Genomic DNA, 14,448 nt, shown 5'->3' on the forward strand with positions numbered 1-14,448 from the left:
AGCAGCCAAATTACAAAAATTTGACTAACAATTTTTATGAAAAGAGATTACTACCTGCCTTTTGTAATATTTTTAACGCTTATCTATTCATGCACGAGCACAGCTCCAAAGTATAGAAAAGGAGAACCCACTACAGATTTTGGCTATCCAACCAATAAAGAAGTAGAAAAAACTTTTTATTTATTGGGAGATGGAGGATATTCTCCTGAGGGAGGAACCTCAAAAGCATTAATCGTTTTTAAGGAATTTTTAAAAGAAAGAAAAACAGATGATGATTATGCTATTTTTCTTGGCGATAATGTTTATCCAGTCGGGATGCCTCCAAAGGACGATGAAGGGCGTGAGCAAGCAGAATATAGATTAGATGCTCAGTTAGATGCTTTAGAAAATTATAATGGTAAAGTTATTTACATACCTGGGAATCACGATTGGTATAGTGAGCGTATCGATGGTTTAGAACGTCAAGAAGAATATTTGATAGAAAAATTTGGTAAAAATTTAGATTGGGTGCCACCAACTGGTTGTGGGTTAGAGGTAAAAGAAATTTCTGACGATATAGAAATGATTTTAATTGATTCTCAATGGTACTTAGAGGATTGGGATAAAAGTCCTACGGTTAATGATGATTGTGGTGAGATACGAACTCGTGAAGATTTGTTTACTGAAATTGAAAGTGAACTGAAAAAAAATCAAGATAAAACCATTATTATTGCTTTGCATCATCCCGTTTTTTCAAATGGAATTCATGGTGGGCAATATAACTTTAACCGTCATTTGTATCCTACTCAAAAGAAAATCCCAATCCCAATATTAGGTTCTTTGGCAATGCTTATTAGAACTTCTGGAGGAGTTTCCATTCAAGATTTACAAAACGAACGCTACAAATCATTTTCAGATAGGCTTCAAACTTTAGTTAAAAACAAAGAACGGGTAATTTTTGTTTCTGGGCATGAGCATACTTTGCAATACATCGATCATGACGGGATTAAGCAAATAATTTCTGGTTCCGGTTCTAAAGAAAATTATGTTGCCTTAGGGACAGATGGCTTATTTGCTTATTCGCTACAAGGGTTTGCGGTTTATGAAGTTTTTAAAGATGGTTCTTCTTGGGTAAGTTATTATCGGAATAAAAATAATAAACCTGATTTAATGTACAGTAAAGAAGTTTTTCCGAAACCAAAGGAGTACAAATCAGGTACATTTCCAAATCATTTTCCTAAAACAGTAACTACTTCGGTCTATCCAAAAGAAGATACCGATGTAAGTGAATTTTATGAAACCGTTTGGGGAGAGCGCTATCGTAAATTATACGGGACTGATATAGAATTGGAAGTAGCCGATTTAGATACGCTTTATGGCGGATTACAACCTTTGTTAGCAGGAGGTGGCCATCAAACAGTATCTATACGTGTAAAAGATAGTTTAAACAGAGAGTATAATATTAGACGAATTCGAAAAAATGCAGTTCAGTTTTTGCAAACTGTTGCTTATAAAAGAAAAGCGGTAGAAGAACAATTTAAAAATACTGCTGCGGAAAATATTATTAATGATTTTTACACATCGGCGCATCCATTTGCATTTTTAGTTATACCAACATTATCCGAAGCTGTTGGAGTTGCCCATACTAATCCAAAGTTAGTATATCTTCCAAAGCAAGACAAACTTGAGGATTTAAATGATGAGCACGGAGATGATATTTATATGATTGTGGAACGTCCCGAAGAGCATTGGTTAGGTAAAAAAAGCTTCCATTCTCCAAATCATGATATAGAAAGTACATCCGGTATGTTTGAACGTTTGCGCCGTGATGAAAAATATAGTGTAGATGAAGAAGCCTATGTTAAAGCAAGATTATTCGATATGTTAATTGGTGATTGGGATAGGCATTCTGATCAATGGCGTTGGGCTGAAATTGAAAACAAAGATGGAACGCATGTTTTTAAACCCATTCCTAGGGATAGGGATCAAGCTTTTTCAAATTTTGATGGTGCTTTTTTCGGAACATTAAGAGGATTGGTAGGATTAACAAATCAATTTGCAGTATATGGTGAAAAATTACCAAATGTACAGTGGTTTAATATAGCAGCAATTGGTTTAGATCGTTCTATTCTTCAAAATACCGGTCGAGAAGCTTGGATTAATCAGGCAGAATATATTCAAAATAATTTATCTGATGCGATAATAGAGAAAGCTTTTTCTAAATTACCTAAAGAAACACAGGGAGAAATCACTAAAAATTTAATCGAAAAGTTAAAAGGACGTCGGGATAATTTAGTTTCAATAGCAAAAAGATACTATGATTATTATGCAAAATTAGCCATTATCACTGGTACCGATAAAGATGATTTTGTTGATGTGCATAGATTACCAGATGGAAAAACACGAGTAGCTATTTTCAGAAACAAAAAAGGAAAACGAGCAGATATAGTAAGCGATTTTGTGTACGATAAAAAATACACTAAAAATATATGGTTATACGCTTTAGATGATGACGATATAATTACCGTTGATGGAGAAGGCGATAATCTTATTTATGTACGAATTATTGGTGGACAGAATAACGATATTTATCGTATAAAAAATAAAAAGAAACTTAAGATTTACGATCATAAATCAAAACCCAATACTATAGAAGAAGGAAGTAAAGCCAAGTTTAGATTTACAGATGATTATAATCTAAATTTATACGATAAAGATAAAAAGGTATTTACTGCAACCACGATAGTTCCGGGAATTGGTTATAATCCGGATGACGGATTTAAAATTGGTTTTAAAGCGCTCTACACAGTTAATAATTTTAAAAGAAATCCATATACTTCACAACACGAATTAAATGCAGGATTTTATTTTGCTACAGAGGGATTCGATCTTGCCTATAGCGGAAGATTTGCAACAATTGTTGGAGATTATAACTTAGAGATAGGAGCGCGGTTTACAAGTCCTAATTTTTCCAGAAACTTCTTTGGATATGGAAATGGAACTAAAAATATGGACGATGAACGTACATTAGATTTTAACCGTGTAAAAATTAGTAAAATAGGTGTAAATGTAGGTTTAGTAAACGAAACGCCTTTTGGTAGTTATTTTAGTTACAAAGCTAATTTTGAAGCTATAGAAGTTGACCGTACACAAGGCCGTTTTATAGATGAATTTGTTTCTGAAAATTCAACTGATTTTTTCGATAGAAAATATTTTGCCGGATTAGATGCACTGTATAAGTATGAAAGTTATGACGATATTTTAAATCCAACCCGCGGAATGAAGTTTGAAGCTAATCTTGGAGGAAAACTAAATACTGCAAATACCGATAGGTATTATGGATATTTTAAATCCTATTTAGGATTTTATAATAGTTTAGTTAGAAGCCGAAAACTTGTTCTAAAATCACATGTGCAAACCCAGATAAATCTAGGAAATTCGTACGAGTTTTATCAAGCAGCAACTTTAGGTAGTCAAAGAGGTTTACGAGGGTATCGTTTACAGCGTTTTACCGGACAAAGTGCATTTGCAGCAGGAGGAGATTTACGATATAGTTTTAATAAATTTAAAACATCATTTTTACCATTTCAAATAGGAGTTTTTGGAGGTTACGATGTAGGACGAGTTTGGACAGATATCGATACTCGCGAAAATTGGCATAATAGCTATGGTGGCGGAATTTGGATTAATAGTGCTGAAGCTGTAAACGGAACTTTCAATTTGTTTAAAGGAGATGAAGGATGGCGATTTTCATTTGGATTTGGATTCCGATTTTAATTAAAAAGACTAATACTATTTTTAAAAATAATTATAAAATTTTCCTAAAGCCTGTTATTAGTGTAATAAACTTTAAAAAAGACTTTAGGTTTTATCTATAAAAAACTATTTTTGCGTAGCAAATATCAAAAAAGAATTATGAGCGTTTTAGTAAATAAAGATTCTAAGATAATAGTGCAGGGGTTTACCGGTAGCGAAGGGACTTTTCATGCCGAACAAATGATAGAGTACGGAACCAACGTTGTTGGAGGAGTAACTCCTGGTAAAGGTGGTCAAACACATTTAGACAAACCGGTTTTTAATACAGTTTCTGATGCTGTTGAAAAAACAGGAGCCGATGTAAGTATTATTTTTGTACCACCAGCTTTTGCAGCCGATGCTATTATGGAAGCTGCCGATGCGGGAATCAAAGTAATTATTACTATAACCGAAGGTATCCCTGTAGCTGATATGATTAAAGCTTCAACTTATATTAAAAATAAAGCTTGTCGTTTAATAGGTCCAAACTGTCCAGGTGTAATTACTCCTGAAGAAGCAAAAGTTGGTATTATGCCAGGATTTGTATTCAAAAAAGGCAAAATTGGTATTGTTTCTAAATCAGGAACATTAACTTACGAAGCAGCCGATCAAGTTGTAAAACAAGGTTTAGGTATTTCTACTGCAATAGGAATTGGAGGAGACCCTATAATTGGGACTACTACTAAAGAAGCTGTAGAACTTTTTATGAATGATGATGAAACGGAAGCCATTGTAATGATTGGTGAAATTGGTGGTCAATTAGAAGCAGATGCTGCAAAATGGATTAAAGAAACTGGAAATAAAAAGCCAGTTATCGGATTCATTGCAGGAGAAACAGCACCAGCTGGTAGAACAATGGGACATGCTGGAGCAATTGTAGGTGGTAGCGAGGATACAGCACAAGCTAAAAAAGCAATATTGAAAGAAAACGGAGTATATGTAGTAGATTCTCCTGCTGAAATAGGAAAAAAAGTAAAAGAAGTTTTGGGCTAATCCAAATCTGATTTATAAAAAAGTCCGTAGCTGTAAAAGGTTTCGGACTTTTTTATTTAAAAAAAACGTAATTAGTATATTTGAAATTGATAATATAACTTACTATAATACATATGAAATTATTAGAAGGTAAAAATGCTATTGTTACTGGTGGAAGCCGTGGTATTGGTAGAGGTATAGCAAAGGTATTTGCAGAAAATGGAGCTAATGTTGCATTCACATATAATTCTTCTGAAGAAGCAGCAAAAGAGCTAGAAAAAGAACTTTCTGAAACAGGAATAAAAGCGAAAGGATATAAATCTAATGCTGCAGATTTTGAGCAAGCTCAGGAATTAATTAAAAATGTTATTGAAGATTTTGGAACTATCGATATTTTGGTGAATAATGCAGGGATCACAAAAGATAACTTGCTAATGCGAATGAGTGAAGAAGATTTTGATCGAGTAATCGAAGTAAATTTAAAATCAATCTTTAACATGACCAAAGCTGTACAACGTACAATGCTTAAACAACGCAAAGGTAGTATTATCAATATGAGTTCTGTAGTTGGTGTGAAAGGAAATGCAGGACAAGCAAATTATGCAGCTTCTAAAGCCGGAATTATAGGTTTTAGTAAATCGATGGCCTTAGAGCTTGGTTCACGTAATATCCGTACTAATGTAATTGCTCCAGGTTTTATCGAAACGGAAATGACTGAGAAATTGGATGAGAAAGTTGTACAAGGATGGCGAGATAACATTCCATTAAAACGCGGAGGATCTCCAGGAGATATTGCAAATGCTTGCGTATTTTTAGGAAGTGATCTTAGCGCATATATTACAGGACAAGTTATTAATGTAGATGGCGGTATGCTAACCTAATATTTTATAGAGAAACGTAAAGAACCCGGTGTGAGTAATTACATTGGGTTTTTTATTTAAAAAACTACTATCAGCTCGAACGAACTATTTTCTGTGTATAGTTTTGTAACTGTTTTTTATGAATTACAGATGAGGTTTTGATCTTTAGTTTTTATTGTATTCTTATAAATACATCAAAATAATACGTTTTTAATTCATATATTTTAAATAAACAATTCAATTAAAAGATTGATTTTTATTATTTAGGAAAGACAATAAAAAAACACGATATTTGATTAATCAGGAATATTAACTTTTTATTAGGATGGTTTTTTCTAACTGTCTAATTTCAATATTAAATTTAATAGATTAATATAACTATATACAATGGATAGATTACCTAAAGTAGCCATACCAATTTTTATCGGTGTAGTTTTTCTTATCATTTTTATTTCAAAATCAACAGTTACTATTGGTTCAGGAGAAGCCGGTGTTTTATATAAAACTTTTGGCAATGGTGTAGTAACCGATGAACCACCATTAAATGAAGGATTTCACCTTGTTGCACCCTGGAATCGAGTTTTTGTTTACGAAGTAAGACAACAGTCTTTAGATGAAAAAATGACAGTACTTTCTTCTAACGGGTTAGAGATTAAACTGGATGCTTCAGTTTGGTTTCAACCTTCTTATAAAGATTTAGGAAAATTACATAAGGAAAAAAGTGAAGCCTATATTGAACGTTTGCTCAAACCAGCATTACGATCGGCTACCAGAGCAGTGGTTGGACGTTATAATCCGGAACAATTATATTCAAGTAAAAGAGAAGCTATTCAGGAAGAAATTTTAGAAGAAACTCAAATTCTTTTAAAAGAACAGTACGTTCAGGTAAACGAAGTTTTAGTGCGTGATGTTTCATTACCATCAACCATTAAAGATGCGATTGAACGTAAATTGAGACAAGAGCAGGAATCTTTAGAGTATGAATACAGATTAACAAAAGCCGAACAGGAAGCGGAGCGTCAGCGTATTGATGCTGAAGGTAAAGCACGTGCTAACCGTATTTTAAGTGAATCCTTAACCGAAAAAATTCTACAGGAAAAAGGAATTCAAGCTACACTAGAACTCGCAAAGTCCGGAAATGCTAAAACAGTAATTATTGGTTCTGGTAAAGATGGATTACCAATAATTTTAGGTAAAAATTAAAATTAAACTCAAAATTGTTTAATTCTAATTTTTATTTTTAAAATTAATACTTAGATTTGCTTTAACAATGAAAACGATACAATTACATCACCATCATCATATTTACTACTGCGCTCATGCGAGGTAAATTTGATATGTGGTAATGTTAAACATATTTTTAAACCCGTTTGAGTAGCTCAAACGGGTTTTTTATTGGTATAAATTTGAAAATTGAACAACTAAAGCTAAAAAATAAATACTTTTTCTGATGAAAGAAGAAAAATTAAGAATTGCGATTCAAAAATCTGGACGATTAAACGAAGATTCCCTTAAAATACTAAAAGATACCGGAATTTCTATTGATAATGGTAAGGAACAATTAAAAGCCTCGGCTCGTAATTTTCCTGTAGAAGTGTTATACCTACGTAACGGCGATATCCCTCAATATCTTCGAGATGGTGTTGTAGATGTTGCTATTTTAGGTGAAAATGTGCTTATAGAGAAAGGTAAAGATATTATTCGTGGAGAAAAACTTGGTTTCTCTAAATGTCGGGTTTCCCTTGCCGTTCCAAAATCGGTAAAATATAACGGGATTCAGGATCTGGAAGGAAAGAAAATAGCCACTAGTTATCCAAATACGGTTAAAGAATATTTAGCAGAAAAAGGAATCACGGCCGATTTGCACATCATTAATGGTTCTGTTGAAATTGCTCCAAATATCGGACTGGCCGATGCGATTTGTGATATTGTTTCTAGCGGAAGCACGCTTTTTAAAAACAATTTGAAAGAAGCTGAAGTAATGCTAAAAAGCGAGGCGATATTAGCGATTTCTCCAAAGATTTCTGAAGAGCGCCAGCAGATATTAGATCAGTTACAGTTTAGATTGAAATCGGTTTTAAATGCCAGAACTTCAAAATATATTTTATTGAATGCCCCTAACGACAAGTTAGACGACATTATTAATTTGTTACCGGGAATGCGCTCTCCAACGGTATTGCCATTGGCAGAAAAAGGATGGAGTTCTATTCACACCGTGATTAACGAAGAACGTTTTTGGGATGTTATCGATGAATTGAAAAAATTAGGTGCCGAAGGTTTACTAGTGGTGCCAATTGAAAAAATGGTGCTTTAGAATTAGATTTTAGATCGCTTCGCTGCTAGAAGTTAGAATATAGAAAAGACGATAGTTTAAATTTTAAATGTTGATTTTTAATGATTGATGATCAAATTTTTATACTTCTTTTCCCTACGCTCGAAATCATAAAACTCAAAGCTGATTTATAAAACCAACACTGTAAACCGTAAACTTAAAAAAATGAACAAAATATATAACCCTTCAAAACCGGAATGGGAAGTTGTTTTAAAACGCCCGACTAAAACGGTAGATGATATTGAAGACACGGTAAACCAAATTTTTGCTGAAGTTAAAGCTAAAGGAGATGATGCAGTAGCAAAATACACCGATATGTTTGATGGTATTAAGCTTGAAAACACTTTAGTAACTTCAGAAGAAATAAAAAAAGCTGAGGCTGAAATATCAGAAGAATTAAAATCGGCCATTCTTTTAGCAAAAAAGAATATTGAAAAATTTCATGCCGCTCAGAAAACTACCAAAGTTGAAGTAGAAACTACTAGTGGCGTAAAATGTTGGCAGGAAAAAAGACCGATTCAAAAAATCGGATTATATATTCCCGGCGGAAGTGCGCCCTTATTTTCAACAATCTTAATGTTAGCAGTACCCGCGGCAATTGCAGGTTGTAAAGAAATTGTGCTTTGCACGCCTCCCAACAAAGAAGGCAAAGTTCATCCTGCAATTTTATACACGGCTAATTTATGCGGAGTAACAAAAATCAATAAGATTGGAGGGATTCAGGCGATTGCAGCGTTGACTTTTGGGACCGAAACAGTTCCTAAAGTGTATAAAATTTTTGGCCCTGGAAATCAGTTTGTAACGGTAGCAAAACAATTGGCAACTCGCCATAATGTTTCGATTGATATGCCAGCGGGTCCTTCAGAATTATTGGTAGTGGCAGACGATTCGGCTAATGCCGCTTACGTAGCTTCAGATTTGTTGAGTCAGGCTGAACATGGCGCTGATAGCCAGGTAATTTTAGTATCGACTTCAAAAGCATTTTTGGATGAAGTAGAAGTAGAAGTAGAAAGTCAACTTGAAAAATTACCAAGAAAATCTATTGCTGAAAAGGCTATTGAGAATTCAAAATTAATTTATGTAGAGAATGATGAAATCTCACTTGATTTAATTAACGAATATGGCCCTGAACACTTTATAGTTTCTACAGAAAATAACGATTTTTATACGGAAGGAATTATCAATGCAGGTTCGGTGTTCATTGGTAATTACACACCTGAAAGTGCCGGAGATTACGCTTCAGGAACTAATCATACGTTACCGACTAATGGTTATGCCAAACAATATAGTGGTGTAAATCTGGATAGTTTTATGAAGAGTATGACATTTCAGCAAATTTCAGAAGAAGGAATAAAAAGTATAGGCCCTGCTATTGAATTAATGGCAGAAGCAGAAGGTTTACAAGCACATAAAAATGCAGTGACACTTAGATTGAATGATTTGCTATTAGACTATTATAGACTATAGAGAATAGAGAAGAGACTTAAGAAACAAGAGTCAGGAATTAGGACTTATTTTGAATGCTAAATGTTGATTTTTGAATGAAAAAAGCCGAAAACCATTAATAGATAAACGTTTATAGCAAATTTAAATTGAAAAAACGGCCTATCGAAAATTGGTCGTAAAATTCGAAATGAGAGAAGCGTTTAAATTTTAGGCTGTTTGAGCGTAGCGAGTTTCTAAAATTTAGCTTCGGAATGAAGAATTTAGATCAAGTTTCGTAAGCCTAGACTTTTTTGTTTCTTTTTTCGGCAATGGAAAAAAGAAAAGAATATTGAGAATAATGATTAAAATAGCTAAAGCCTAAAAGCTGACAGCTGAAAGCTAAAAAAATGCCAACTAAAACTAATATACAAACCCTTGTTCGTGAGAACGTGAAGAAATTGAAACCTTATTCTTCCGCTCGCGATGAATACAAAGCTACAGGAACCGAGATGGTTTTTCTGGATGCGAATGAAAATCCTTATCAAACCGATGTAAATCGCTATCCCGACCCACATCAACGTAACGTAAAGGATGAACTCGCAAAAATTAAAGGGATAAAGCCAGAGCAAATTCTGTTGGGGAATGGCAGTGATGAGGTTTTGGATTTGTTGTTCAGGGCATTTTGTGAACCGGGAAAAGATAATGTGATCACGCTTCCACCAACGTATGGAATGTATAAAGTGCTTTCAGAAATCAATAATATCGAGAATAGGGAAGTGCTACTTTCTGAGGATTTTGAGCCTCAGGTTTCAGCGATATTAGATAAATCTGATGCTAATTCTAAATTGCTTTTCCTTTGTTCGCCAAACAATCCTACGGGAAATACATTTTCAGAAGAAAAAGTAGAAGAATTACTTCAAAAATTCAACGGACTGGTAATTATAGACGAGGCGTACATTGATTTTTCAGGAAAAGAAAGCTGGTTAAACAGGCTTCAGGAATATCCAAATTTGGTGATTACACAAACTCTTTCTAAAGCTTACGGCATGGCAGGAATTCGTTTGGGAATCTGTTGTGCTTCCGAAGAAATTATCGAGATTTTAAAGAAAATCAAACCTCCATATAATGTCAATGAATTAACGCAGCAACGTGCTTTAAACCGAATTCTGGATGTTGAAAATGTAAAGACCGAAGTTGCTGATATTTTAGAAGGTAGAGACGAACTTTTTAAGGTGTTGCAGGAAGTTTCTTATGTTGAGAAAATTTACCCTTCAGATGCGAATTTCATTTTAGTGAAAGTCGATGATGCTACGACCAGATACCATCAATTGATCGAAAAAGGAATTGTAATTAGAAATAGAACTACACAACCACTTTGTGAAAATACCCTGCGTTTAACCGTAGGAACCACTCAAGAAAATCAAAAATTAATTGCTGCTTTAAAGAGCCTAACCTAATTAAAATGCAAAAAGTTTTATTTATAGATCGTGACGGAACGATTATTTTGGAACCGGAAGATTATCAGGTTGACAAATTAGAAAAACTGGAGTTTTATCCGGAAGCTTTGTTTTATTTGTCGAAAATTGCCAAAGAATTAGATTACGAATTGGTAATGGTGACCAATCAGGATGGTTTAGGAACCGAAGTTTATCCTGAAGATCAATTTTGGCCAATTCAGAATTTTGTGGTGAAAACTTTCGAAAATGAGGGTATTAAATTCAGCGATATCTTGATCGATAGAACTTTTGCAAAGGATAATGAGCCTACACGAAAACCAAATACAGGCTTGTTGGAAAGAAAATACCTGAATTCTGAAGCTTATGATATGACCAATTCGATTATGATTGGAGATCGTATGACGGATATTGAATTTGCCTATAATTTCGGCGGAAAAGGGATTTTTATCGATACCCACGAAGATTTAGCGACAGACGAATTAAAAAATGATATTTCAAAACTGAAAGAAACGATTGCATTAAAAACCTCAAGCTGGAAGACTATTTATGAGTTTTTAAAACTGAAAGATCGTACCGCCGAAATTGCAAGAAAAACTAACGAAACTGATATTAAGATTAAACTAAATCTTGATGGAACAGGAAAAGCTGAAATCTCAACAGGAATCGCCTTTTTCGATCATATGTTAGATCAGATCGCGCGTCACGGACAAATGGATTTAGAGGTGAAAGTGGATGGCGATCTTGACGTTGATGAGCATCATACCATAGAAGATACCGCAATTGCTTTAGGTGAAGTCTACGCAAAAGCTTTAGGTAATAAATTGGGAATTGAAAGATATGGTTTTTGCCTGCCAATGGACGATTGTTTAGCGCAGGTTGCAATTGATTTTGGAGGACGAAACTGGCTGGTTTGGGAAGCCGATTTTAAGCGTGAAATGGTTGGGAAAATGCCAACAGAAATGTTCTATCATTTCTTTAAGTCTTTTACTGATGGCGCCAAAGCTAATCTGAACGTAAAAGCGGAAGGCACTAACGAGCATCATAAAATCGAAGCAATCTTTAAAGCCTTTGCTAAAGCGATAAAAATGGCTGTAAAAAGAGATACCGAGAAAATGATTTTACCGTCAACTAAAGGAATGCTTTAGAAGAATTGAGTAGTTAAAAACCAAACTCAATTCTAACCACTAACTACTACAGAAATGAAAATAGCAATTATAGATTATGGCGCAGGAAATATTCAAAGTATCAAATTTGCCATAAAACGTTTAGGTTACGATGCCGTTTTAACTGATGATGCAGCGGAAATTAAAGCAGCCGATAAAGTAATTTTTCCAGGAGTGGGAGAGGCGAGTAGCGCCATGAAGATGTTGAAGTCTACCGGACTGGATAAAGTAATTCCGCAGTTAACAGAACCGGTTTTAGGAATTTGCCTTGGAATGCAACTGATGTGCGAGTACTGTGAAGAAGGAGACACCACAGGATTGTCGATTTTCGATGCTAAAGTGGTTAAGTTCGATAATTCTGTGAAAGTGCCGCAAATTGGCTGGAATCAGATTTATGATTTGAAATCAGATTTGTTTGAAGGAGTAAATGAAAAGGAATATGTTTATCTGGTGCATAGTTTTTATGTAAAAGAATGCGAAGAAACAATTTGTTCTACGGAATACGGAGTAGAATATACATCAGCTATTAAAAAGAATAACTTTTATGGAGTCCAATTTCACCCGGAAAAAAGTAGCAAGGCCGGGGAAAAGATTTTAGATAACTTTTTGAAGTTAGAGAGTTAGAATCTATAAAACAGATCATTTCGCTTTAGAAGTTAGAATATAGAAAAAAGATTAGTGAGTAATGATTCAAAATTTTGAATGCTGAATTTTGAATTAAAAGCTGACAGCTAAAAAACAGAAAATAAAAATGCGTTTAATACCAGCTATAGACATAATAGACGGGAAGTGTGTAAGACTTTCTAAAGGTGATTATAATACCAAAAAAATATACAATGAGAATCCACTAGAGGTTGCAAAATCTTTTGAAGCTCATGGTATCGAATATTTACATTTAGTAGATCTTGATGGTGCAAAATCAAAGCACATCGTAAATCATAAAATCTTAGAAACTATTGCTTCTAAAACTAATCTAAAGATCGATTTTGGTGGCGGACTTAAAACCGATAAAGATTTAGAAATTGCTTTTGAATGCGGTGCAAAACAAATTACCGGTGGAAGCATTGCGGTAAAAGACCCCGAAACTTTTAAAAGCTGGCTGGATAAATTTGGTCCGGGAAAGATTATTTTGGGAGCCGATGCCAATGATGAGAAGGTGGCCGTAAGTGGCTGGCAGGAAGAATCAGAGAAAGAATTAATTCCTTTTATTACAGAATATCAAAAAGGAGGCGTGGAATACGTGATCTGTACCGATATTTCTAAAGATGGAATGTTGCAGGGGCCAGCTTTCGATTTGTATGATCGTATCTTAGCTGAAAACCCTGAAATTAAATTGATTGCTTCTGGGGGAATATCGAAATTCGATGAATTATTAGAACTTTCTGATTTAGGATGCGAAGGCACGATTATCGGAAAAGCTATTTACGAGGGCCGAATTACTCTAAAACAATTAGAGAATTATATTCTGAATGCAAAACAGTAATTAGAACTGATTGCTATGAGAGAATAGAAAAATTTGAAAAATGTCCTAATTTGATAATTTAAAGAGCTAAAATAAAGAGAAATACGGCGATATTTACTTTAAATACTCAATTTTTGGATAAGAAAAATGCTGAGAACTTTAAACCCTACACTAGAAAATTAAAAAAATGCTAACAAAAAGAATAATACCCTGCCTGGATATAAAAAACGGAAGAACTGTAAAAGGAGTCAATTTTGTTGATTTACGGGATGCGGGTGATCCGGTAGAGTTGGCAGCAAAATATGCAGAAACCGGAGCAGATGAACTTGTTTTTCTAGATATTTCAGCTACAGAGGAACGTCGTAGAACTTTAGCGAATTTGGTATTACGAGTTGCTGAAAAAGTAAATATTCCATTTACAGTGGGCGGAGGAATTTCTTCTGTAGAAGATGTCGATATTTTGCTTAAAAATGGAGCCGATAAGATATCTATAAACTCTTCCGCAGTAAAAAATCCGGATTTAATTAATGAGCTTTCTCAAAAATTTGGTGCTCAATGTATCACCGTAGCTATCGATGCAAAACAGGTGATGGGGCAGTGGATCGTTCATTTGGTAGGTGGTAAAGAGCCAACGGAATTGGATTTATTTGAATGGGCAAAAGAAGTCGAGAAGCGTGGTGCGGGAGAAATTTTGTTTACCTCTATGAATAATGATGGTACTAAAAATGGTTTTGCTAATATTGCACTAGCAAAATTATCTGACGATCTAAATATTCCGATAATTGCTTCAGGAGGAGCAGGAAATATTCAGCATTTTGTAGATGCTTTTGAAGATGGAAAGGCAGATGCAGCATTAGCAGCAAGTATTTTTCATTTTAAAGAAATAGAAATTCCTGATCTTAAAAAAGAACTCGTAAAACAAGGAATTCCGGTTAGGTTATAATTTTTTAAATTTTATAAACGAGACGTAAAGCCGTAAATTGTTTGTGTAGTTAATTGCTTT

General features: G+C 34.2%; 11 protein-coding genes. All 11 read left to right on the forward strand.

Annotation, left to right across the window (positions count from 1 at the left end; translation table 11 throughout):
• The first annotated feature begins 36 nt into the window (after positions 1 to 36).
• The 11 genes from ACN0WI_RS11525 to hisF all read left to right on the forward strand — a co-directional run bounded on the left by ACN0WI_RS11525 (position 37) and on the right by hisF (position 14,388).
• Positions 37 to 3,756 (forward strand): metallophosphoesterase, encoded by a 3,720-nt coding sequence (locus ACN0WI_RS11525; RefSeq protein WP_417887005.1) that lies wholly within the window; start codon positions 37 to 39, stop codon positions 3,754 to 3,756.
• Positions 3,757 to 3,894: 138 nt separating this feature from the next.
• Positions 3,895 to 4,767: a succinate--CoA ligase subunit alpha gene (gene sucD / locus ACN0WI_RS11530; protein ID WP_417887006.1), complete on the forward strand. Its 873-nt coding sequence runs from the start codon at positions 3,895 to 3,897 to the stop codon at positions 4,765 to 4,767.
• Between the two features lie 113 nt (positions 4,768 to 4,880).
• A complete protein-coding gene (gene fabG / locus ACN0WI_RS11535) occupies positions 4,881 to 5,627 on the forward strand; it encodes a 3-oxoacyl-[acyl-carrier-protein] reductase (protein WP_417887008.1) in 747 nt (248 codons plus the stop codon).
• Between the two features lie 366 nt (positions 5,628 to 5,993).
• Entirely contained in the window at positions 5,994 to 6,809 is an 816-nt protein-coding gene (locus tag ACN0WI_RS11540; RefSeq protein ID WP_417887009.1) for a prohibitin family protein, read from the forward strand.
• Between the two features lie 247 nt (positions 6,810 to 7,056).
• On the forward strand, positions 7,057 to 7,920 hold the full coding sequence (gene hisG / locus ACN0WI_RS11545; RefSeq protein WP_417887010.1) for an ATP phosphoribosyltransferase: 864 nt from the start codon (positions 7,057 to 7,059) through the stop codon (positions 7,918 to 7,920).
• A gap of 183 nt (positions 7,921 to 8,103) precedes the next feature.
• Complete coding sequence (gene hisD, locus ACN0WI_RS11550) at positions 8,104 to 9,405, forward strand: histidinol dehydrogenase (protein WP_417887011.1); 1,302 nt, start codon at positions 8,104 to 8,106, stop codon at positions 9,403 to 9,405.
• A gap of 365 nt (positions 9,406 to 9,770) precedes the next feature.
• Entirely contained in the window at positions 9,771 to 10,820 is a 1,050-nt protein-coding gene (gene hisC / locus ACN0WI_RS11555; RefSeq protein ID WP_417887012.1) for a histidinol-phosphate transaminase, read from the forward strand.
• A gap of 5 nt (positions 10,821 to 10,825) precedes the next feature.
• On the forward strand, positions 10,826 to 11,965 hold the full coding sequence (gene hisB / locus ACN0WI_RS11560; protein ID WP_417887013.1) for a bifunctional histidinol-phosphatase/imidazoleglycerol-phosphate dehydratase HisB: 1,140 nt from the start codon (positions 10,826 to 10,828) through the stop codon (positions 11,963 to 11,965).
• A gap of 54 nt (positions 11,966 to 12,019) precedes the next feature.
• Positions 12,020 to 12,607: an imidazole glycerol phosphate synthase subunit HisH gene (gene hisH / locus ACN0WI_RS11565; protein ID WP_417887015.1), complete on the forward strand. Its 588-nt coding sequence runs from the start codon at positions 12,020 to 12,022 to the stop codon at positions 12,605 to 12,607.
• 127 nt (positions 12,608 to 12,734) lie between these two features.
• Positions 12,735 to 13,466, forward strand: coding sequence for a 1-(5-phosphoribosyl)-5-[(5-phosphoribosylamino)methylideneamino]imidazole-4-carboxamide isomerase (gene hisA, locus ACN0WI_RS11570; protein WP_417887016.1), 732 nt, complete (start codon positions 12,735 to 12,737; stop codon positions 13,464 to 13,466).
• Between the two features lie 166 nt (positions 13,467 to 13,632).
• Positions 13,633 to 14,388 (forward strand): imidazole glycerol phosphate synthase subunit HisF, encoded by a 756-nt coding sequence (hisF, locus tag ACN0WI_RS11575; RefSeq protein WP_417887017.1) that lies wholly within the window; start codon positions 13,633 to 13,635, stop codon positions 14,386 to 14,388.
• Positions 14,389 to 14,448: the final 60 nt, after the last annotated feature.

Origin of the sequence: Zunongwangia sp., assembly GCF_048269745.1 — a bacterium.
In the GTDB taxonomy this organism is placed as follows: Bacteria; Bacteroidota; Bacteroidia; order Flavobacteriales; family Flavobacteriaceae; genus Zunongwangia.